The organism is Rheinheimera sp. ATLC3, assembly GCF_059429535.1.
This window is the reverse complement of the sequence record NZ_CM182103.1, coordinates 4,149,694-4,172,688: the sequence shown is the minus strand read 5'-3', so window position 1 is coordinate 4,172,688 and position 22,995 is coordinate 4,149,694. Positions and strand designations below refer to the sequence as shown.

The following is a 22,995-nucleotide window of genomic DNA, read 5'->3' as shown; positions in this document are numbered from 1 at the left end:
ATACTTATTTAAAACAATTTCAGCATAGTCGCCGTTTTCAACCTTGTCACTTCTTGTAATTGTGCCCGCTACAAGGTAGAACTGATAGCTCGCTCAGAACGGAGTACACTATGTTTTACAGCAGATTCAACGCCTCTCTCTTGTTGCTGCTAACCCTTAGCGGCAATGCTTTGAGCAATGAGAATAGTATGGGTGCAGTGGCATCTCCTGACCAATATGGTGCAGCTGTTGCCGAACAGATAATGCGCAGTGGCGGCAATGCTGTCGATGCGGCAGTGGCCACCGCCTTCACACTGGCTGTTACCTACCCGGAGGCCGGCAACATAGGCGGCGGTGGCTTTATGACCATCTGGTTTGACGGCAAGCCCTACTTTCTGGATTACCGCGAGACTGCACCCGGCAGCGCGCACAGGGATATGTATCTGGATGAATATAAACAGGTCATTGACGAGCTTAGCTTAATTGGCCATAAAGCCAGTGGAGTCCCCGGCACTGTCATGGGCTTGTGGCAAGCGCATCAGCGCTTTGGCAAGCTGCCCTGGGCAGACTTAGTCGCCCCGGCAATTCACTATGCGCAAAATGGTTTTACCGTCGCTGAAAACCAGTATCAGTATCGGGCCAACTTATTACAACAACTGGAAGGCAAAACCAACTTTGGCAAGTATTTTTCTGCTTTGCAAAGCGGCCAGACGTTTAAACAGCCTGAGCTTGCCGCCACGTTAAGCCGCATTGCCGAAAAAGGCCCGGCAGACTTTTATCACGGCAAAACCGCAGATTTACTGGTAGCCCAGATGCAGCGCGGTGGCGGCCTTATTAACAAAGCCGATTTAGCCGCATATAAAGCGGGCTGGCGAGAACCGGTGATTACCAACTGGCAGCAATATCAGCTCATTACCACAGCGCCACCCAGCTCAGGTGGCATAGCACTTAGCCAACTACTGGGATTAAAGCAGCGCCGTAATGCCGATTTTAAAAACGTAACATTAAACAGCAACCAGTATGTGCATCTGGTGGCTGAAATTGAAAAACGGGTATTTGCAGACCGCGCCGATTATTTGGGCGATCCTGATTTTACTGCAGTGCCGCAGCAGCAACTGCTCGCAGCTGATTATCTGGATAAGCGGGCCAGCGAAATTAACCCAGCCGCTATTTCAGCCACAGCAGCCGTTAATCCAGGTCTAGAGGGCTACCATACTACGCATTTTTCTGTACTGGATAAGCATGGCAATGCCGTTTCCAATACCTACACCCTGAACCTGGACTTTGGCAGCGGTGTGGTGGTCGAAGGTGCTGGCTTTTTGCTAAACAATGAAATGGACGATTTCTCTGCCAAGGCCGGTGTTCCCAATGCCTTTGGTGTGGTCGGCAGCGCTGCTAATGCTATCGCACCGGGTAAACGCATGCTGTCATCGATGACCCCGAGTTTGCTGGTTCAAAATAATGAAGTCGAGCTCGTTATTGGCACCCCGGGCGGCTCAACTATTTTTACCAGCATATTTCAGGTCATGACAAACCTGTATCATTTTAACTTGCCCCTGGCTGACGCCGTGGCTGCGCCACGCTTTCATCATCAGTTACTGCCTGAGAATCAAATTACAATGGAACCCTATGCGCCTCTGTCAGATGAAGTGCAACGACAATTAAAAGAACGCGGCTATAACCTGGTAACCCAAAGCTGGAATTTAGGCGATATTCAGGCAATAAAACGCATCAATGGTAAAGTAGAAGCTGCCGCCGACCCTCGCTCACGTGGTGTAGCTAAGGTATTCAGTTATTAACCTATGCAATGCTTTAACATTAAACCTATTGCTCTTCGTCTATCGGTAGTACTGGTTTTAGCCATTTGTCAGCCGCTTGACGCAGATGTGCTTAAACCAGCCACAGAGGCCATAGCAGCGCAACCTGTACTGACTTTTTGCTATGAAGACAAACAGCTACTGCCTTACTACACGGAAAACAGCCGCGATGTTCCCGAACGCCCGGGGGCTACCATCGAGCATTTAAAGATAGCGGCAGAGCAAGTCGGAATTACATTAAAGCTTACTCGTATGCCCTGGTTGCGCTGTCTGCAGCAGCTTGAAGACAATAGCGTGGATGCCGTGGTAGCAGCTTATGTCGAAGACCGGGAGCACTACACTAAATATCCCAAACACAGCGATGGCAGCGCGGATCCAAGCCGTGCTATTAATCAGTTGGGCCTGTGCCTGGCGCACAGATTTGACAACCCCATTGACCAAAAAATCGCAGCAGAGCAGCAGCTGACGGTATCGCGGCCGTTGGGCTACAGACCCATTCCATTTCCGGTTAATACCGTACTGGTTGGTGCGCAGTCACCCGATAATGCGCTGGATCTGGTTATTAACGGCCGCGTCGATGCAACAACAGTGCTGTGTCAGCTTAATGGTGTCGACGCCCGCGAGCGCCACCTGAACTTGCTACCTCTACAACTGCTGTATCCGCCAATGCACCAAAGTTTTGGTTACCTGATGCTAAGCAATGCTTTTTATCGCCAGCACCGGCAATTGTCTGAGCAGCTTTGGCAGGCACTGCCGCAAACACTGAATAAATTGCGTTACCTGGAGTATCTGAGCTACCCAGATTAAATCAGACAGCAGATAGAGAAATACAACATCCTATCCGTGCAGTTATTGTGCTGGAGTGGCAAACAAAAAAGCCGGGCTTGGTGTGCACCCGGCTTTTTGACGTTAGATGTCGGTAAAGATAAACCGTGAATGGTCTCAGAGGTTGGTGAAGAAGTCCGCAGGATCAGGCGCGTTGCGCCGTGGTGGCTCGCCGTTTGGCATACCAAGATATAAAAAACCGACGATTTCGTCGTCTTCCCCCAGACCCAGTTCCTGTTTTACAAAATCCAGTTGGGCGTAAGTTCCGGTGCGCCAAATGCCGCCAAAACCCTGTGCGAATGCAGCTTGCTGCATCGCCATTACTGCGCAGGCAGCCGAATGCTGCTGTTCCGTTAACGGAATTTTGCTGCTGTCGACAGCTTTAGCTATGCAGACAATGACCATAGGCGCGCGCAGTGGTAGCTGGCGGGCGCGTTCCAGCATGTCATTACTGATGGCCGGATCGTCCTCAACCGCAGCTTCAGCAAAAATATCTCCCAACCGGCTCAGCGCCTGACGACCTTCAGCGATAATAAAACGCCAGGGGCGTAAACCGCCATGATCCGGCACTTGCAGCGCGGCACGCTTAATATTGTCCAGAACCTCACCTGCCGGTGCAGGCTCAGTTAACCGGGCTGAAGAATAACGGCTGGTGAGTAATGTCAATGCATCCATAAAAAACCCCGATGGTGTTAGCTGCGCGCAGCCTAGCAAATTAACAGTAACCTTTACATCAGATTATGGCAAGGTGATGCCTGTCTGATGGCCTTTCAAACAGTTTGCTGAAATTTAATGCGCCCTGGCCCAGAGTGCCTGCTGATACAGTGCTAAATACTGCTGGGCCGAGCTTTGCCAGCTGAAGTTTTGCTGCATGCCATTTTGCTGTACCCGCCGGTAGCTTTCAGGTTTATTAAAAAGCTGCAGCGCCTGTTGCAGTGCTGCCAACGTTGATGCTGTATCAGCATCGACAAAACCTATACCGGTTGCGCCTCTACCCGGCCAGGGTTTGACCGTGTCTTTCAGGCCCCCGGTTAAACGTACCAGCGGCACACTGCCATAACGCAGGCTGTACAACTGATTTAGCCCGCAAGGTTCAAATAACGATGGCATCAGAAAAAAATCGCCGGCAGCTTCTAACTGATGGGCCATAGCATCGCTAAACCCGTGCACAAACCGAAACTTAGCCGGAAAGTCCCACTGTAAGGCTTCAAGCGCCAGGCAGTATTTCGCTTCGCCAGTACCCATAATGATTACGCGCACCTCTGCTGTCGCCAACCAGGTTCGCAGCGCAGGGATCAAATAATCATAGCCTTTTTGCCCGGTTAGCCTGCTAACGCCAACAAACAGCGGTTGCTTGCTTGATGTAAGGTGAAAGTGCGCCAATATAGCCTGTTTACAGACCTGCTTTCCCTGCATGCTGCCAGTATCATAATGTTGTGCCAGATAGCTGTCGTGGCCAGGATGCCAGATATCGTAGTCGCAACCATTTAAAATGCCTGAGAAATCCGCGATACGCTGCTGGTAAAACGCTGCAAGACCCGCCGCCAGTGGTTCCTGCATCAGCTCGTCACGGTAGCCTGCGCTTACGGTATTGAGCTTATCCGCGTGCTTTAGCGCCAGTGCCAGAAAATTCAGCTCGTCGTGCCGCTGTGGCTCTATATCAAGCTCCTGACGCCAGTGCGGTGCACAGCGCTCCTGATAGGCGCCATTGTGAATACTGAACACAAAAGGCAGCGCGGCAAGTGCCGTGTCTGCATAATGGGTTTTCAGGTAGTAAGCTGTCGCTGCGCTTTGCCAGTCATGGCCATGAACAAGATCAAACTGCTGCTCGGTTTGCAGCGCCCATTCCAGTGCCGCTTTGCAAAAAAACGCAAAACGCAGCGGATTATCACTGTAACCATGCTCGCCATCGTCGTATGGCCTTTCGCGGCGAAAAAAATCATCATGCTCAATCAGCGCAACATCGGCGCCGTAGTGCTTAAAGTGCCTGACAGCGCAGCCGAACGGCCGGCCGCCCAGTGTAAAATATACTGATTGCCAGCTATCGGTATGCTGTTTATACAGGCTGGCGTAACGAGGTAACGCAACCGTTACCTCATGGCCTGCGGCAATCAGGCTTTGCACCAGGCCACGGCATGCATCGGCCAGGCCGCCGGTTTTGATCAGCCCTTCATATTCACTGCATATAAACAATATCCGCACTATCTACTGCCTTTTTGTTGTTTCACTCAAACCCAACCATGGCACCTTTGGGGATCACAATAACGCCACTGGCGGAGATATGAAAACGCTGCTTATCCAGAATAGGATCCTCGCCGATTATGGTGCCCGGCGCAATCTTGACATCTTTATCAATAATGGCGCGGCGGATGCGGCAGCCACGGCCAATATCGTTGTTACCCATCAGTACGCATTTTTCAACATAGGCATGGCTGTGTACATGCACGTTATGGCCCAGAATAGACTGGTAAACAATAGAGCCACTGACAATGCAGCCTGACGCCACCATTGAGCTTATCGCCTGCCCGGTGCGGTTGGCTTCATCGTGTACGAACTTCGCCGGAGGTACCGGCGGCGTGTAGCCGCGCAGTGGCCAGTACCTGTTGTATAAGTCAAACGGCGGCTCAACCGAGATAAGGTCCATATTGGCTTCGTAGTATGAATCTATGGTGCCGACATCGCGCCAGTATCCGCTGCTGAGCGGGCTTTCACCGCGGATAACATTCGATGAAAAATCATAAACATACACATCTCCCGATGGGTATAGCTGCGGAATAATGTTATGGCCAAAATCGTGTTTGGAGTCCGCTTTGGCGGCATCATCTTCCAGCACTGAAACCAGTGTTTTGGCTTCAAAAATATAGTTTCCCATTGACGCCAGCACAAAATCCGGATTGCCTGGTATTGTCTTCGGGTTGGTTTTGGGTTTTTCTTCAAAGCCAATCATTTTGCCGTTGGCATCGACTTCAATCACACCAAATTCATGCGCCTGCGCCACCGGTACGGGGATAGCTGCAACTGTCAGGCGGGCATTTTTCTGCCGGTGGTAATCGAGCATCTGCCGCACGTCCATTTTGTATATGTGATCGCCGCCAAATACGCAAACATGCTCCGGGTCCAGGCCGTGGATTAAATGCAGGTTCTGGTAAATGGCATCAGCCGTGCCCAGATACCAGTGTTTACCGGTTTGCATTTGCGCCGGTATAGGGTCAATAAAGCGGTTTGTTAAGCCGGTAACCCGCCAGGCACGGCTTAGGTGTTTCATTAGCGAGTGCGATTTAAACTGGGTAATGACAAAAATTTGCAGCAAATCTGAGTTAACAAAGTTATTCATCACAAAATCGATGATGCGATAATTCCCACCAAAAGGTACAGCTGGTTTTGCCCTGACACCGGTTAAAGGTGCTAAACGCGTACCTTCGCCACCGGCCAGAATCATGGTTAATACCCCGGACATAAAAACTCCCTGTTCAGCTCAACGTGTGTAATTTATTTTCAGGTTGCAAAGCTAATACCACAATAGCAGCAGCTGTTAGCAAATGGCTAGCAGTCCTTAGCAATAAGGTTTCACTCGTTCTAAATGAGCAGAGATTTATGACACTGATATAACAAAGGCACCAAAAAGGTGCCTTTTTACAGCAAGCGATCAATATTGGTGCAGCGCCTTCACCAGAACAGCACATGACACTAGCGGTCAGATGACAGCGGCAAGTTCTGCCCCCTGACGGATAGCCCTTTTGGCATCCAGCTCAGCGGCTACATCGGCGCCACCGATAAGATGTGCTTTAATACCTTTTTGCGCAAGCTCCGGTACCAGCGCACGCAGCGGTTCCTGACCGGCACAAATCACCACATTATCCACATTCAGGCAGCGCTCCTCTCCGGCAATTTCTATCCACAAGCCGTTATCATCAACTCGCAGGTAATTTACGCCGGCAATCATTTCGACGCCTTTTTTCTTCAGCGAGGCACGGTGGATCCAGCCGGTAGTTTTGCCCAGACCTGCGCCCACTTTGCTGGTTTTGCGCTGCAGCAGGTAAATTTTACGCGCGGCAGGTGGCTGGGTTTCATCAGGTAACAGCGCACCTCTGGCCTGGTAGTTTTTATCAATACCCCAGTCTTTTAACCAGGCGTCAGGCTGCAATGTCAGCGAGTGTGGCTCGGTTAAATACTCTGCCACATCAAAGCCGATACCACCGGCGCCAATAATGGCAACGTGCTGGCCAACAGCTTTATGATCGCGCAGTACATCCAGATAACTGAGCACCTTATCATGGCCACTGCCTGCCAGGCCGATATCACGCGGCACTATGCCGCTGGCCAGCACCACCTCATCAAAACCGGCACTGGCCAGGCTATCTGCCGTTTGTTCGCTGTTTAAATGCAGTTTAACGGCGTGCAATTCCAGCATGCGACCAAAATAGCGCAGCGTTTCATGAAACTCTTCCTTGCCGGGAATTTGTTTCGCGTAGTTAAACTGCCCGCCAATCTGATGCGATTTATCGAACAAATGCACTTCATGGCCGCGCTGAGCAGCATAGACGCTAAATGCCAGCCCCGCCGGCCCTGCACCGACAACCGCAATTTTTTTGCGTTGCTGCGCCGGGGTAAAATTCAGCTCAGTTTCATAACAGGCACGCGGGTTAACCAGACAACTGGCGCGCTTATTTTGAAACACATGATCAAGACAGGCCTGATTACAGGCAATACAGGTATTGATAAGCCCAGCCTGATTTGCCGCTGCTTTGTTGACAAACTCGGCATCGGCCAAAAATGGCCGCGCCATACAGACCATATCGGCCTGGCCACTGGCAAGAATATCTTCAGCTACCTGCGGGTCATTAATACGGTTAGTGGCAATCACCGGAATATTTACTTCTGCTTTTACCCGTGCAGTGACCCAGCTAAATGCTGCCCGTGGCACCATAGTGCCAATTGTGGGCACGCGGGCTTCATGCCAGCCAATGCCGGTATTAATTAAGCTGGCACCAGCATCAGTAATTGCTTTTGCCAAAGCAACAACTTCATCATAGCTATTGCCATCTTCCACCAGGTCCAGCATCGACAACCGGTACACAATAATAAAATCGTCACCGCAAGCGTCACGCACCGCTTTAACTGTTTCAACAGCAAAACGGCAGCGATTTTCAAAACTGCCACCCCACTCATCTTTACGCTGGTTAGTGCGCAGACAAATAAACTGATTAATCAGATAACCTTCTGAGCCCATTACTTCAACGCCGTCATAACCGGCTTTTTTAGCAAGCTTGGCAGAGTGCGCAAAATCTCTGATAGTACTGCGCACCTGCCGCGATGACATTTGTGATGGTTTAAACGGCGTTATGGGCGACTTAATTTTGCTTGGTGCAACGCTAAACGGATGATAGCCATAGCGGCCAGCGTGCAACAGCTGCAGGCATATTTTAGCGCCGTGCTGATGCACAGCTTGTGTCACCTCTTTATGTTTGCTGGTTTGCCACCAAAAACTGAGCTGGCTGCCAAATGGCACCAGATTGCCGCGAAAATTTGGGCTGATACCGCCGGTGATAATCAGGCCAACGCCACCTTTGGCGCGCTCGGCATAAAAGGCGGCCAGTTTGCTAAAGCCTTGCTTTTCCTCTTCCAGCCCGGTATGCATCGACCCCATAATGACACGGTTTTTCAGCGTGGTGAAACCCAAGTCCAGTGGTTGTAATAATTTTTGGTATGCCACATTAGCCTCTCTGGTCGTACCTGTTGTTTGTGGCAGACTTTAGCCGCTTTGTCAGCCGATAGCAAGCTGCGCCTGCACTGACGCAGAGTGTTACACATTTACTTACAAATTCCACTTAGCCTTTGACAGTAAATTGTTTAGCATACAAGCATGCATAAATAGTAATGCAACAACAGGAATACCCTATGACCAATAAAAATCCCGGCCCAATCCGCCGGTTGTTCAGTGCCATTGGCCGGCTGTACCGCGGCTTCCGTTCTGTCATTCTAAACCTGCTGTTTATTGGCCTGGTTGTCGTTATCGCAATGTCCATTTTTGGTGGCGACGATAACGTTGAAGTGCCGCCAACAGCTGCGCTGGTGCTTAATCTGACAGGCGATCTGGTAGAAGAGAAACGCTGGACCGATCCGATAGCGACGGCAATCAACGAAAGCCTGGGCGGTCAGGAAGAAGCGCCGGAAGTGTTGGTCAGTGATGTTGTTACGGTGATAAAACAAGCCAGCAGCGACAACCGTATTCAGGCCCTGGTGCTGGATTTATCGATGTTAGGCCACGGTTCACTGGATAAAATGCAGCGCATTGGCGCAGCCATCGACAGCTTTAAAGCGGCCGGCAAAAAAGTCTTTGCCTACGGTGGTTTTTATGGCCAGACCCAATACTACCTTGCCAGTTATGCAGACGAGATTAACCTTAGCCCAATGGGTACAGTGTTACTCGAAGGTTATGGCAGCTACCCGATGTATTACAAAAATGCGTTAGAGAAGCTGAAAATCAACACTCATGTGTTCCGGGTGGGTACCTATAAATCAGCGGTAGAGCCATTTTTGCGTAATGACATGTCTGATGCAGCAAAAGAAGCCAATTCTGCCTGGTTAAATGAGCTGTGGGGCGACTACAAAGAGCAGGTCGCGCAGCGCCGTGGTTTTGCTATAGACAACTTTGATGAAACTTACAGCTCCCTGTTGGAAAAGCTGCAAGCTGCAAACGGTGACTTAAGTCAATATGCTGTCAATGCCGGTTTGGTTGACAGTATCAAAACCCGTGAAGAGTTTCGTCGCGAGCTGGTAGCAATTGTCGGTGAGAACGACGAGCACACCTACAACCATGTTACTTTCCAGGATTACGCACATCTGGTTGTGCCTTCAAAACAGTTTGATAATCCGGTTACTGATAAGGTTGCTGTCGTGGTAGCACGTGGTGTTATTGTTGATGGTTATGCCAAAGCAGGCTCAGTTGGCGGTGACTCTACAGCTGAACTGCTGCGTAAAGCACGCTTTGACGACAAAGTAAAAGCCGTTGTACTGCGTATCGATAGCCCCGGCGGCAGCGCTTATGCGTCGGAAATAATTGGTCAGGAGATCCGTCTGCTGCGTGAAGCCGGTAAACCGGTTATCGCATCAATGGGCTCCGTAGCTGCCTCAGGCGGTTACTGGATAGCCGCGCCGGCAAATGAAATTTGGGCATCACCTACCACCATTACCGGCTCTATTGGCATCTTTGGTCTGCTGCACACAGCTGAAGACGCGTTACCTGTGCTTGGCCTGAATGTAGACGGTGTCGGCACTACCGAGCTTGCTGGTTTAAGTAATGGTTTGCCGCTGTTTAAAGGTCTGGATGATAAAGCGGCAGATCTGTTCCAGCTGTTAATTGAACGCGGCTACAGCGAGTTCTTAACGCTGGTAAGCGAAAACCGCAATATGACAGCAGAAGAAGTAGACAAGATTGCACAGGGCCGCGTCTGGACAGGCCGTAAGGCGCAAGAGCTGGGCCTGGTGGATAAACTGGGTAGCTTTGGCGACGCCATTAAAGCCGCAGCCGATAAAGCCGGTTTAAGCCACTATGATGTCAAGGTGGTACAGCAGGATCTGACACCGGGTGAGCAGATGATTAAAGATTTACTGGGTGAAGCCAAGGTTCAGGGCTGGTTGCCACAATCGGAAGCCAGCGCAGAGCAGAAATTGCTTGGCAAGTTAACCAAGCAACTGAAACAGGATTTTGTGCTGATGAACCAGTTCAATGATCCAAATGGTGTTTATTCATACTGCGTAAGCTGCAGCATTAACTGACAGCACTAACGAAGTCTATTACAATGCCCGGCAATGTCCGGGCATTTTTATATCGATAATATGAGCAGAAAACGTATTTATGTCGCCTACACCGGCGGCACCATCGGCATGCAGCACTCAGAGCAAGGCTATGTGCCTGTACCGGGTTTTTTAACCGATACCGTAAAGAGTATGCCGGAGTTTTACCGGTCAGAAATGCCTGAGTTCGATATTCACGAATATCACCCGGTAATAGACTCTTCCGATATGACACCCGAGCATTGGCGCCATATTGCAGAAGACATTCAACAGCAATACCCGCACTACGACGGTTTTGTTGTGCTACACGGCACAGACACCATGGCTTATACCGCATCGGCGCTGTCGTTTATGCTGGAAAACCTGCAAAAACCGGTCATTATCACAGGCTCGCAAATTCCGCTGGCTCAAATGCGCTCAGACGGACAAGTTAACTTGCTAAATGCGCTGTATCTGGCGGCGAACTACCCTATTGCTGAAGTTGCACTGTTTTTTAATAACCAATTGTTTCGCGGTAACCGGGCGACCAAGGCCGATGCCAACGGCTTTAATGCGTTTGCTTCACCTAACTTCCCACCGCTGCTTGAAGCCGGTATTCATATTAGCCTGGTTGCTGGTAAGTTAACTCAGACCAAACTGGCCGCCCCGCTTACGCTGGCAAACATCATTCCACAGCCGATCAGTGTGGTGACCTTATACCCCGGCATCAGCACTGAAGTGATCCGCAATATGACCGCGGCACCGGTAAGAGCACTGATTATCAAATCTTTTGGGGTTGGCAATGCGCCGCAGCGGCCAGAGTTGTTACAAATTCTACATGACGCCAGTCAGCGCGGCCTGATTATTGTAAACTGCACACAGTGCTTTAAAGGCACCGTTAATATGCAAGGCTATGCCACCGGCAATGCCCTGAAACAAAATGGTGTGATAAGTGGCTACGATATGACATTGGAAGCGGCACTGACCAAGCTGCACTATTTGCTGAGTAAAAACTTATCTGCTGATGAAATCCGCCAGCAAATGCAGCAAGACCTGCGTGGAGAGCTGACAGCAGGTTAACCTGCTGTCGTTTGTATCACAGTATCTGACACATTCAGGCAAAAACAGCCTTTACCCGCTGCAGTAGCGGCAACTCTGTCGCTTGTACGGCACCAAATTGTAGCCAGCGTCGTAGCAGGCTGTGTTTATCCAGCACAACACCCTGATTGTGTTTGTCAGATAACAATAACAGCTGAACTTGCTGCCGTGCCGCCAGATCAGGTGATGGCATATCCGTAACAATTTCCAGCGCCAGTGTCAGCTGTTCGCGGCTGAACTGCTGTTCTTGCTGCTTGCTAAACACATCCCGGTACGCAGCAGGTAATTGTTCGGCACTGACAGCTGGGTCTTGCAGCAGCTCAAACATCGCAGCAAACTCCTGGGCATTCTGTTGCAGCTGCCATTGTTGCTGCGCCTGCTGCAGTTTACTTTGCAGCTGCCGCACACTTTGCTGTGCCCCCACGCTGTGAGTCTCTATTGCCTGCAGTTTTTGCTGCACGGCACTGAACTCGGTTGCACTGTCAGCTTGTTGTAATAAGGTATCTAACACCTTGAGTTGCACACTGAGCTGTTCCAGCTCAGCCTGCTCGGCGGCTTTTTGCTGCAACACCTGCTCCGCCCGCGCATTAAAGAAGCTGTCACATACCGCACGAAATTCTGTCCACAGTGCCTGATCCTGCTTACGTGCGGCTTGGCCCAGTTGCTTCCATTGTTGCTGGCACTCTTTTAACGCTTTAGCTGTCAGATTCGCATCGTCCAGTGCTAAAGCACTTTGCGCTTTTGCAATAAGCTGCTGTTTAGCCTGCGCTACCTGTTGCTGAATTGCCGTCAAATGCTCGCGCAATGGCTGCAAAGCCTGACTAAAAGCGTCGTTTAAGGCGCTAAATTGCTGCTTGTCCACCGCCCCGGCTTGCTGCCAGGCCTGTTTCAGCAGCTGTAATTGCTGCTCAAGCGCTTTAGCATCCAGTTGTGCCGGCGCTATCGCCTGTGCGCTGGCTATAATTTGCTCGCGCTGTTTTACATGCTCTGCGCGCAGCGCATCCTGCGCGGCAAAATAGCTGCGACACGGCGCAAATGCCCGCTCACAGGCTGCATCAAAATCATCATTTAACTGCTGCTCCAATGCTGGATCAGCCTTACCAAGCGAGTTCCACTGTGCCCTGGCGCGCTTCACCTCGTCAGCGCGCTGGCGGATAAGGTTATCAGGCAGCTCAAGGCTAAGTGCCTGCACCTCTGCCAGCAATTGTTGTTTGCGGGGGGTTGCGATATATTCCTGCCAGTCTGCAAGCTCGGCCATTTTTTCACTGGCAAATTCATAGTCTTTAGCCAGCGCCTGTTGCTGCGATGCCGACAGCTGAGCGTAATCCTGCTCTATGCCTTTAAACAGACCAAACAGCACTTTATATTTACCGGCCGCGTACAATCTGCGGTACTGCGCCAGTTTACTGCGGCATTGCCGCTGTATTTTCTCACTCTGTGCGGTAAAGCCAGCCACTGCGTTTTGCCATTGTCGGGCCAGGTCGTCTTTTGCCTGCTGCAGACTATCCGGTACGGCTATTACCAAGGCTTTGCTCAGTCTGCGCCAGTCTTGCTGCCATTGTGAGAGCTGCGTCGCCAGTGGCTGATATTCTTCCACTGTTGACGGAATTTTCTGTGCGGCCCAATCTGCAACCAACCGGGTAAGCTGCGCCAGTTGATCCGCTAACGCCGGTAATTGCTGTAGCTGCTGTTGTAATTGTTTGACCTGCTTTGTCAGCGCGGATTTATCTGTAACATCAGCCTCTGCCAACGCCTGCTCAATGGCCTGTAAATGCGATTCCAGTTGTTGCGCTGCGCTGATATCCGCAGTTAACATCGCCTGCTGCAAACCTTGCTTAATAGTATCAACTTGCTGCTGCAATGCCTGATAAGCGGCCCACTGCTCTGCTTCTCGCTGTTGCTGCGCCTGGATCTCGTTCAGCTGCGCCAGTTTCGGTGCCAGCCATTGCTGCAGTTGGCTGATGATTTTTTCATACTTAACACGAAACTCCTGCGCCTCCTGCGCCAGGCACTCCAGTTCAGGTTCCAGTTGCTGCCACTGCGCCTGATACTCTTCCAGCTGTGCCGGCATTTGCTCCAGTGCGGTACGCTCACGTAACGCATTTAATTTTGCCAGCAGTAACGTCAGTTGTTTACGCAGCTGCGGCGGCTTTTGTTTTTGCTCATGCAGCGCTTGCAGTCTTTGCAGCACCTCAGTTTGTAGCTCACCGTCAAGCTGGCGCGCCAGCTTCTCCAGCACTTTCTCATCGGTAAGGTCAGCCAGCAATTGTCGTTTTTGTGCCAGCTGTAATACCGGATCCTGTAGCGCTTTGTAGTTCAGCTCTGCCTTATTAAGGCGCTGCAACAAACTAAATTTAATACCGGCATCGCTTTCTGTTTGCGCCAGTTGCTCCAGAATACTGCTACGGTTGCATTGAGCAATAAACTGCAGTTTTAACTTCGCTTCCACTTTATTTTGCAGCAACTGTTCTATCAGCGTTTGCTCTGCCAGATGCTGTATGCGCTCAGCACTGTCGTGTTTACTTGCCTGCCACCACAGTGAAAAGTCGTTCAATTTCACCAATGCGGCTTTACGCACGGCTTCTGCGCCATCGTTAAACGCCAGTTCATGCAATATGCTCTTATGCTCTTGATTATTTTGATCTAACTGCGCTATAGCTTGCTGGCGTACCGCAGCATCGGCATGCTGCCATTTCGGTTTGAAAAAACGTTTAAAGATCATCGTGCGAAAACCTTGCGATAGACGGCTGGATATCGAATTGCTTTTTAAGCTCGGCTTTAGATTTATGTACCATCTGGCCATCTGCCCCTATGGTGAACAGCTCATCAGATTTAAGCACCTGCGCCTGATAGGCCATCACCAGCTGCAGGCTATGCTGACGCTGTGCGTCGCTAAGGACATTACCATCAGCCCAGCGGCCGGTTGCTACTGCTTCGGCCAACTTTTCATAAGTATCAGGCGTCATGGCCTGCACAAGAGCATTAAAATTCATCTTTACTTACGCTTTTTCATAAACATAATGCGGGCCCGGCTAATAATGTACCAGCAGAAACCTAACCCTATAGCGCCGCCGGCAATATATTGCTGCGCACTGCCGGCTTCCGGATCCCACCAGTACATCAGGCCAAAACCAGCCAGAAACAATAACAACGCAAACATTGAATGATTAACCAGGCTCTGTGCCTTATCCAGTGCTTTACTACGCGCTAAAGATTCGCGTTTCTCCGGTGTTAAGCCGGCAACGTCACCATTACACTTACTGCATGTTGCTGTTTTATCAGAAATCTTGTGCCCGCAAAACGGGCAGGAAATAATCGCCATCTTACTCCAACCTTATTCAGACAGCAGGGTCTACCTACTGCATTGCCTGGTATATTTTACTCATGATGCTGCCGTACATACCAGTTTCAAACCTGTCACCGGTAAAATAATACCCGTTCTCACCTTCGGGCAATATCGGGCTGTGTTTTTTGTTCGTCAGTAATACTACCACCAGGCCATAGTATGGGTCGATAAGCGTTGCTGTACCTGTCCAGCCGGTATGGCCAAAGGCGTAAGCACTGGCATAAGGACCAAAGTGCCAGTTCAGATCGCCGCCTGTGGCTGTGCGCCAGCCCAGGCCGACAGTATGATCAGATACCGAAGGCCGTACAAACTGTTGTACAACAGCCGGGCTGAATACCGGTGTTAATCCATAACCGCCATGTAGCGCCAGCATAGCAAGGCTTGCCGTTTCCCGGGCGGTGGAAAATAGCCCGGCATGGCCGGCAACACCATCAAAAGCATAATGTGCTTTTTCATCATGCACATTACCCCTTACCACCCCGCCCTGATCCGCCGGAAAAGTGACCCGGCCGCCGCGGCTGTTACCGGCAAGCTCAGTGGCAGCAATCTGCTGTGGCGTAATGCCTTTGCGTAGCGGATTAAACAAGGTGTGTGACAGGCCCATAGGCCGATACAGTGTTTGTTCCAGATACTGATCCTGCTGCTGACCGGTAATGCGCTCAATAATCAGCCCCAGCAGCATGTAGTCGATGTCGCTGTATATCGCCTTACCGCCACGCTCGCGCTCGAAGGGCACCTTAGTGGCGATAAGTTGCATACTGTTGTCCCGGTCAAGCGAGTAAAACGCTTCACCATGGCGGTTATCCGGTCGGTGAAAATGCACCTCAGGCGGATAACCGGCATTGTGATACAACAGGTCCTTCACCAATCGTTGCTCACGGCCATCGCCCTGGTATTCGGCAATGTAATGCTGTGCCGGCAGGTTGATATCGAGCAAACCGGTACTGACCAGATGCATCAGTGCATAATTGGTGGCATACATTTTCGTGTTTGACGCCAAATCAAATACTGTGTCAGTTTGCATCGGTTCGGGCGAGCTTAGCGCGGTGCCAGTAGTGTCATAACGGCTGGCATAACCATAAGCTGTTTCTTTAATCACTTTACCGTCTTTTGCGATAAGCAGCACCGCGCCGGGGAAGCCCTGAGCTACCTCACGGTTAATTAGCGCATCCAGCTCATCAAGCTCTGTTACGGAAAAGCCGGTTTGTTCCGGCGTACCATCTTCAAGTGACGGATATGGCAACACCAGACGAACTGACGCACCCAGCGGCTTAATATCCAGCATCGCCAACTGATTAATACCATTACGCGTTACAGAACTGATATCAAACACCAGATGCTGGCCCAGAGCTGCATCCGGTGACAGCTTCATTATCTTGCCGTTGATGTTCAGTGTTACGTGGTGCGCAGTACCAAGATCCAGCAATAACTGCCCCTGGCCCTGATAACCAATGAAGGTAGCCCTGTTGTTTACCAGTGCTCTTTTACTGTTGGTTTGAGGCCAGCTGACATCCAACTGGCCTATACCACTGCTGCGGCTCAGTGCGGTTTGCTGCTGAGCACTCTGACTGGTTACCGGCAACGGTGATACTTGCAGCCACTGCTGCACTGTTGCACAACCACCTAGCGAAACCAGTACGCTGGCCAGCAACAATGCCCTGACATTACTACGCACGCGAGAACCTAACGCAGTGAGTCAACAACGGCTAAAATAGCCGGTAACATGTCCTGCCCCAGTTTCATCGAACGCACATCCGACCAACCGTAAGCCGCATCCGGCAGGTTAGCATTATCTTTAAACGGCATTTCAACGGTATACGCCAGACAGTTAAACTGATCGCCAACCCATGAGGTTGCAACGGTCATATTGGCCTTACCCGGCGCATCGAGCTCATAGCCATACTGGGTCTGGAATTCAGGCGTCACAGCCAGCAAGGTTTGTTTAAACAGCTGTTCCAGCTTTTGGATCCGCTCATTGTACGACGGCACGCCTTCAGTACCGGCAACAAAGTTGTACGGCAGATTTTCATCACCATGCATATCCAGGAACAGGTCTACGCCCGTCTCCAGCATCTTCTGCCGGACCAGATACACTTCCGGGCTTTTCTCCATTGACGGTGTTTGCCATTCGCGGTTTAAGTTCATACCGGCCGCGTTGGTGCGCAAATGTCCGCGCACTGAACCATCGGGGTTCATATTCGGCACTATGTAAAACACGGCTTTGTCTAATAACGCGCGCGCGACACCATCGTCTTCGTCAAGCAGGCGGTCCAGTAAGCCTTCAATCAGCCATTCCGCCATGGTTTCGCCCGGATGCTGGCGCGCTGTGATCCAGATTTTCTTTTTACCGTCTTCAGGCTCGCCGACAATCAGCAAACTCATGTCGCGACCATCCAGTGTTTCGCCTAATTCGACCAGCTGACAGTTGTAATCAGATTGCGCCTGATGCAGTAAATCCATGTGGCGCTCATAACTGTATGGGGCAAAGTAAGCAAAATACACAGACTCTGCTTCAGGGAAATGTTTTATTGTCAGCGCTTTGCCATCATATTCGGTGTCTACACGGAACCAGGTTTGACGATCATAGGAGGCTACAGCCTGATAATCTTTCCAGCCATCCGGATAGGCAGACTCAGAGGCATTGGTAATAATCAGTTTGTGCTCCTGTGCATGCTCGGTGCTTAAGCGAAAATGGAACCACTGGAAAAAATCAGACTGGTTATCTTTGCGGATAGCAAGCTGAATGTTATCCGGGCTGTCCATGTTCAAAACTTCAATATTGCCGCTGTCAAAATTGCTGGTGATTTTCATAACGTAAATCCATTGCTAAAAATGGTAAGAAGACTAACACAGCCTGCCGGTGGTACAAGTCAGGTTTCCACAGTGTGCTAAGGCTGTGCGACAGTGTGACGGATTCTAACAGGTTAACGCCAAAGAAAAAGCCGCTGGAAAGCGGCTTTTCGATAAAGTAACGGTTTAACGCGCTACCGGCAAGGTTGGGTACTTGATGCCGGCCATATCATTCATGACGCGGATAACCTGAGTACTGTAACCAAACTCGTTGTCATACCAAACGTACAACACACAGCGATCGCCATCAACAATCGTTGCCTGAGAATCCACCACACCGGCGTAACGTGAGCCGACTAAATCTGACGACACAATTTCGGTTGACGCTGTAAAATCAATCTGATCCTGTAGCTCAGAGAATAACGATGTACGCTGCAGGAAGTCGTTCATCTCTTCACGGCTGGTTTCGCGGTTCAAGTTCAGTGACAAAATCGCCATAGACACATTAGGTGTTGGCACACGGATAGCGTTACCGGTCAGCTTGCCTTTAAGCTGAGGCAAGGCTTTGGCCACAGCACTGGCTGCACCGGTAGACGTTAATACCATATTCAGTGGCGCGGCACGGCCACGACGCTCAGCACTGTGGAAGTTATCAATCAGGTTCTGATCATTGGTGTATGAGTGGACTGTTTCGACATGGCCGTTACGGATACCAAACTCATCTTCCAGCGCTTTTAACACCGGTGTAATAGCATTGGTGGTGCAACTGGCTGCTGATACAATTTTATGTTCCGGCAAAATCATATGCTGGTTTACACCATAAACGATGTTCGGCACTTCGCCTTTCGCCGGCGCAGTTAACAGTACCTTCGCGGAACCCTTGCTTTTAAAGTGAATACTCAACTCTTTATCGTCTTTCCAGATGCCGGTGTTGTCGACAACCAGCGCATCGTTAATGCCATACTGGGTGTAATCCACCAGCTCCGGCGAGTTAGCGTAAATCACTTTGATAAAGGTACCATTGGCTTTAATACCCTGATTTTCCTCATCAATGGTAATACTGCCGTTAAACGGTCCATGAATCGAATCGCGGCGTAACAGGCTGGCGCGCTTTTCCAAATCGCCTTTTTTACCACCACGCACGACGATAGCCCGTAAGCGCAATTTAGTGCTAGGGCCCGAGCGCTCCAGCATTAGGCGTGCCAACAAGCGGCCAATGCGGCCGAAACCATACAGTACGACATCAACCGGCTTTACCTGATCTTCCTGATCGAGGATATCGGCCAGTTCGTGGTCCAGATACTGCTGTAACTCAACGCCATTGGCGGCATTTTTGTATATGTAACCATACGCCAGCTTACCGATATCGACACGCCCCGGAGCCAGCTTCATTTTGCTAATCGCTTCAAGCACCGGAAAGCTCTCACGCAGACGCAGCTTCTGGCCTTCGAAACGCTCGACGCTTTTATGCGCTTTAATGATGTCAATGGTAGTCGCATTTACCAGCGGACGACCGTAAACAACCACCTCAATACCTTTGCTGCGGTACAGCCGGCCGATAATAGGTTGCATGTTTTCGGCATATTCCTGGCGTTCCTGCCAGCTCTTCTGATACTGCTCTTCGTGCGATAGGGTCATGTGTAGGCCTTTTACTTCAATAAGATGAATTAATCGGTTAAGCCAAAGCACGGTCTGCGCCGCTAATTGCTTTGCCGGCGCGTATTGTAATAGAAGTTGAAAGCCTACGACAACAGTTACAGATTTTTATTCGCTAACATCTTTAAAGCTAAGTGAAACAGAGTTCACGCAATAGCGGTTCCCCGTCGGAGCCGGGCCGTCCTCAAATACATGGCCTAAATGGGCATCACAGTTCGCGCATAAAATTTCGGTACGGTTCATGCCATGGCTGGTATCAGTCTGATAATTAACTTTACCCTCTATAGCCTGATAAAAACTTGGCCAGCCGCAGCCTGCATCAAATTTGGTGTCTGAATTAAACAGTTCACTGCCGCAACACACACAGTGATAAGTGCCCTGCTTTTCATTATGTAGCAGTTCGCCGCTAAACGGATACTCCGTCCCTTTCAGCCGGGTAACCCGGTATTGCTCGTCAGTTAGCCGCTGCTGCCATTGTTGTTCAGTTAATTTCATTGCTGTTACTCCTGCACTTTGCCTTTCTGTAAGCATATCCCGCCTCACACCACAAAAACAGTAACCATACTTGATTAATGATATGCAATAAATATAATAAGCACTGCTTACTATATAGGTAATATGCTTTATGAGCTCAAACAACGCTATGACTAACAACATCGGTTTTTTGCTGGCTGATGTATCACGGTTGATGCGTAAAGCATTTCAGCAGGAACTGACATCGCTTGGCAGCCCACTTACGCTGGCACAAGCCAGGGCTTTACTTGTCGTTGCTCGATTTGAAGGCGTACGTCAGGTAGATATCGCTGACCGGCTTGAGATCCAGCCTATTACCCTGGCGCGTTTGCTGGATCAGCTGGTAGCACTTGACCTGATAGAGCGTCGCCCTTCGCCGGATGACCGCCGTGCCTATCATATTTACCTGCGTCCCAAAGCCGACAACCATCTGCAAACCATCCAACTTGCCGGCAATAAGGTTAAATCTGTGGCACTGGCAGGATTAGATCAGGACTTGCTGATAACACAATTGCAAAGCATCCAACAGAAATTAAGTATCAATTAAACAACGTATTATGCCTGTTACAGGCGGAGTATTTTATGGCTGACAGTATTATTTCATCCCCTCCTGAAACCCGACTGACAAAGCCGAATAACCGGCTTATCCGCCGGGTATTTATGCTGCTGTTGCCGGCGCTGTTTGCCGTTGGCGGTGTCGCCGCCTATTTGCATGGCGGACGTTTTATCTCTACCGATAATGCATATATCAAAGCCGACAAAGTGCCGGTAAGTGCAAGAATCAACGGACCAGTGCAGGATATTCTGGTGCAAGAGAACCAGCAGGTTAACGCCGGTGATATCCTGTTTACCATTACACCAGAACCTTATCTGGTTGCCAGGGCCAAAGCGCAGGCGACACTGTCTCAGGTGCGCTCAGATATTGCGGCTTTAAAGGCGTCCTACCGCGAAAAAGAGGCAGAAATCGCACTGGCTCAAACCAAATATGAGTTCAGCAAAAAGCAGCAAGCCCGTCAGGCCGATCTACTGGCCAGCCACTACGTGTCAGCTAATAATTACGACGACGCCGAACAAACTACAGCCGTTTCGCTCCAACAAATCGCCACATTAAAGCAAGACTTACAGCGTATCGCAGAAAGTTTAGGTGGCAGCGTAACCCTACCAACAGAGCAACACCCTGCATTTCAGGCGGCACAGGCTGAGCTTGCCAAAGCTAACCTTGATGTTGAATACCTGGCAGTCAGAGCCAGTATGGACGGCGCGGTCAGTAAACTGCCAAAACCCGGCCAATACCTGGCAGCGGGTGCGACTGCAGCAACCTTAGTTGCCAACCAAAAACTATGGATTGAGGCTAACTTCACAGAGACCGATTTAACGTATATGCAGCCAGGGCAAGAGGTGACGGTCAAGGTCGATACCTATCCCGATCAAAGCTGGCACGGTGTTGTGCAAAGCTTAAGTCCGGCGACCGGTGCCGAGTTCTCTATTATTCCGGCGCAAAATGCCACTGGTAATTGGGTGAAAATCACCCAAAGAGTACCGGTACGCATCGCACTACAACCCGATGCCAGTGCTGCCCCACTTCTTGCTGGGCTCAGTGCCGAAGTGGCAGTTGATACGGGCCACAAACGCAGCCTGTTCGGCTTTAGCCTATGAGCAGCATTAGTGCCCCGGCGGATACCCAGGATAATCAGTCGCTGGCGAGGCAACGCTTACTGATCACATTGTCTGTCATGCTGGCCACGATAATGCAGGCGCTGGATACCACTATCGCCAATGTGGCTCTGCCGCATATGCAGGGAACCCTTGGTGCAACTCAGGATCAGATCTCGTGGGTGCTGACCTCCTATATTGTCGCCGCGGCGATATGTATGCCGCTTACCGGTATTCTCAGTGCCCGCTTTGGCCGTAAGCAAATATTTCTCTGGTCAGTCATCGGTTTTACTATCACATCTATGTTGTGCGGTGCGGCACAAAGCCTTGGTCAGCTGGTGCTGTTCCGTCTGCTGCAAGGCGTATTTGGTGCCGCTTTAGTTCCACTGTCTCAGGCAGTGCTGCTTGATACCTACCCTAAAGCACAGCATGGTAAAGCCATGGCAATGTGGGGGGTTGGCGTTATGATAGGGCCTATTCTCGGCCCATCACTTGGTGGCTGGCTGACAGAATATTACAACTGGCGCTGGGTCTTTTATATTAACCTGCCGTTTGGGTTATTGGCATGGGCAGGCATTGCGGCGTTTGTGCAGGAAACCGCAACAGATACTACACGTCGTTTTGATATCACCGGCTTTGCGTTACTGGCATTAAGTATAGGCGCGCTGCAAATGATGCTTGATCGCGGAGAAGTGCTTAATTGGTTCGCCAGCCGGGAAATACTTACCGAAGCAGTCTTAGCGGTGTTGGCAATGTATTTATTCATTGTGCATATTTTTACCGCGCGGCAACCTTTTATAGAGCCTGCTATCTTTCGCGACCGCAATTTTAGTGTCGGCTTAGTGTTTATTTTTATCGTCGGCATTATCTTGCTGGCAACAATGGCGCTATTACCGCCGTTTTTGCAAAACCTTTTAGGATACCCGGTGATCGATGTAGGCTATGTGCTGGCTCCAAGGGGGATTGGCACCATGGCAGCGATGATTACGGTAGGTAAATTATCCGGCAAAGTGGATGTAAGGCTGAAAATTCTGCTGGGGCTGCTGTTAACAGCATTTTCGCTGTGGCAAATGACACTGTTTAATACTGACATCAGCCATTGGGACATTATTAGCACCGGTATGATCCAGGGCCTGGGGTTGGGTTTTATTTTTGTGCCGCTATCGACCATTGCATTTTCGACATTGCATAGCCGCTATCGCAATGAAGGTACATCCTTGTTCAGCTTAATGCGAAATATTGGGAGTAGCATTGGTATTTCAGTGGTCGTTACCTATCTGGCACACCGTACTCAGGCTAATCATGCGGCGTTTGCCGGCTTTATCACCCAATCAAATGACGCCTTACAACAAAGTGTACAACAAGGTGTTTTTGATATTTCCACTGCACAGGGGCTGAGTCTGATTAATGCTGAAGTGACGCGCCAGGCAGCCACATTAGCTTATTTACAGGACTTCAGACTAATGATGCTTTTAACACTTGCCGCCCTGCCACTGCTGCTATTACTTAGCCCGGCTACACGAAAACACACAACTTAATTTA

At 50.3% G+C, this 22,995-nt stretch carries 18 protein-coding genes; 7 read left to right on the top strand and 11 right to left on the bottom strand.

Annotation, left to right across the window (positions count from 1 at the left end):
- Positions 1 to 110 precede the first annotated feature (110 nt).
- Together ggt and AC5SV9_RS19445 are read left to right on the top strand one after the other, a co-directional pair.
- Positions 111 to 1,778 carry a gamma-glutamyltransferase gene (gene ggt / locus AC5SV9_RS19450; protein WP_475150587.1) on the top strand — a complete coding sequence of 556 codons (1,668 nt, stop codon included), beginning with the start codon at positions 111 to 113 and terminating at the stop codon, positions 1,776 to 1,778.
- A gap of 3 nt (positions 1,779 to 1,781) precedes the next feature.
- Complete coding sequence (locus tag AC5SV9_RS19445) at positions 1,782 to 2,603, top strand: type 2 periplasmic-binding domain-containing protein (RefSeq protein ID WP_475150590.1); 822 nt, start codon at positions 1,782 to 1,784, stop codon at positions 2,601 to 2,603.
- A 135-nt stretch (positions 2,604 to 2,738) separates the two neighbouring features.
- On the opposite strand, the gene AC5SV9_RS19440 is transcribed toward AC5SV9_RS19445, so the two are convergent.
- The 4 genes from AC5SV9_RS19440 to AC5SV9_RS19425 form a co-directional block, all read right to left on the bottom strand.
- Entirely contained in the window at positions 2,739 to 3,296 is a 558-nt protein-coding gene (locus AC5SV9_RS19440; protein ID WP_134054964.1) for an NAD(P)H nitroreductase, read from the bottom strand.
- A gap of 114 nt (positions 3,297 to 3,410) precedes the next feature.
- Complete coding sequence (locus AC5SV9_RS19435; RefSeq protein ID WP_475150591.1) at positions 3,411 to 4,823, bottom strand: glycogen synthase; 1,413 nt, start codon at positions 4,821 to 4,823, stop codon at positions 3,411 to 3,413.
- Positions 4,824 to 4,845: 22 nt separating this feature from the next.
- Entirely contained in the window at positions 4,846 to 6,078 is a 1,233-nt protein-coding gene (gene glgC, locus AC5SV9_RS19430; RefSeq protein ID WP_475150592.1) for a glucose-1-phosphate adenylyltransferase, read from the bottom strand.
- Positions 6,079 to 6,315: 237 nt separating this feature from the next.
- Positions 6,316 to 8,334 (bottom strand): oxidoreductase, encoded by a 2,019-nt coding sequence (locus tag AC5SV9_RS19425; RefSeq protein WP_475150595.1) that lies wholly within the window; start codon positions 8,332 to 8,334, stop codon positions 6,316 to 6,318.
- Positions 8,335 to 8,519: 185 nt separating this feature from the next.
- Between AC5SV9_RS19425 and sppA the strand changes: the two genes are divergently transcribed.
- Together sppA and ansA are read left to right on the top strand one after the other, a co-directional pair.
- Positions 8,520 to 10,400 (top strand): signal peptide peptidase SppA, encoded by a 1,881-nt coding sequence (gene sppA / locus AC5SV9_RS19420; protein ID WP_475150597.1) that lies wholly within the window; start codon positions 8,520 to 8,522, stop codon positions 10,398 to 10,400.
- 33 nt (positions 10,401 to 10,433) lie between these two features.
- The gene (gene ansA / locus AC5SV9_RS19415) at positions 10,434 to 11,477 is read left to right on the top strand and encodes an asparaginase (RefSeq protein ID WP_475150599.1); all 1,044 of its coding nucleotides are present in this window, start codon (positions 10,434 to 10,436) and stop codon (positions 11,475 to 11,477) included.
- Positions 11,478 to 11,511: 34 nt separating this feature from the next.
- Here the strand turns inward: ansA and AC5SV9_RS19410 are convergent, their stop codons facing one another.
- From AC5SV9_RS19410 to msrB, 7 genes are all read right to left on the bottom strand, one after another.
- Positions 11,512 to 14,217, bottom strand: coding sequence for a DUF349 domain-containing protein (locus AC5SV9_RS19410; RefSeq protein WP_475150602.1), 2,706 nt, complete (start codon positions 14,215 to 14,217; stop codon positions 11,512 to 11,514).
- Positions 14,207 to 14,488: a YeaC family protein gene (locus AC5SV9_RS19405; protein ID WP_475150604.1), complete on the bottom strand. Its 282-nt coding sequence runs from the start codon at positions 14,486 to 14,488 to the stop codon at positions 14,207 to 14,209. The genes AC5SV9_RS19410 and AC5SV9_RS19405 overlap by 11 nt, the downstream gene beginning before the upstream one ends.
- Positions 14,489 to 14,490: 2 nt before the next feature.
- Entirely contained in the window at positions 14,491 to 14,817 is a 327-nt protein-coding gene (locus tag AC5SV9_RS19400) for a zinc ribbon domain-containing protein (protein WP_134054980.1), read from the bottom strand.
- Positions 14,818 to 14,851: 34 nt separating this feature from the next.
- Positions 14,852 to 16,516 carry a penicillin binding protein PBP4B gene (gene pbp4b, locus AC5SV9_RS19395; protein WP_475150606.1) on the bottom strand — a complete coding sequence of 555 codons (1,665 nt, stop codon included), beginning with the start codon at positions 16,514 to 16,516 and terminating at the stop codon, positions 14,852 to 14,854.
- Between the two features lie 8 nt (positions 16,517 to 16,524).
- Positions 16,525 to 17,652 carry a M14 family metallopeptidase gene (locus AC5SV9_RS19390; protein WP_475150607.1) on the bottom strand — a complete coding sequence of 376 codons (1,128 nt, stop codon included), beginning with the start codon at positions 17,650 to 17,652 and terminating at the stop codon, positions 16,525 to 16,527.
- A 165-nt stretch (positions 17,653 to 17,817) separates the two neighbouring features.
- Positions 17,818 to 19,269, bottom strand: coding sequence for a glyceraldehyde-3-phosphate dehydrogenase (locus AC5SV9_RS19385; RefSeq protein ID WP_475150608.1), 1,452 nt, complete (start codon positions 19,267 to 19,269; stop codon positions 17,818 to 17,820).
- A gap of 126 nt (positions 19,270 to 19,395) precedes the next feature.
- A complete protein-coding gene (gene msrB / locus AC5SV9_RS19380; protein ID WP_475150610.1) occupies positions 19,396 to 19,782 on the bottom strand; it encodes a peptide-methionine (R)-S-oxide reductase MsrB in 387 nt (128 codons plus the stop codon).
- Positions 19,783 to 19,912: 130 nt separating this feature from the next.
- On the opposite strand from msrB, the gene AC5SV9_RS19375 reads away from it, so the two are divergent.
- From AC5SV9_RS19375 to AC5SV9_RS19365, 3 genes are read left to right on the top strand one after another with little or no spacing between them, the layout of a single operon-like run.
- Complete coding sequence (locus tag AC5SV9_RS19375; RefSeq protein ID WP_475150613.1) at positions 19,913 to 20,347, top strand: MarR family winged helix-turn-helix transcriptional regulator; 435 nt, start codon at positions 19,913 to 19,915, stop codon at positions 20,345 to 20,347.
- Positions 20,348 to 20,382: 35 nt separating this feature from the next.
- A complete protein-coding gene (locus AC5SV9_RS19370; protein WP_475150614.1) occupies positions 20,383 to 21,456 on the top strand; it encodes an HlyD family secretion protein in 1,074 nt (357 codons plus the stop codon).
- A complete protein-coding gene (locus tag AC5SV9_RS19365; protein ID WP_475150615.1) occupies positions 21,453 to 22,991 on the top strand; it encodes a DHA2 family efflux MFS transporter permease subunit in 1,539 nt (512 codons plus the stop codon). The genes AC5SV9_RS19370 and AC5SV9_RS19365 overlap by 4 nt, the downstream gene beginning before the upstream one ends.
- Positions 22,992 to 22,995 lie beyond the last annotated feature (4 nt).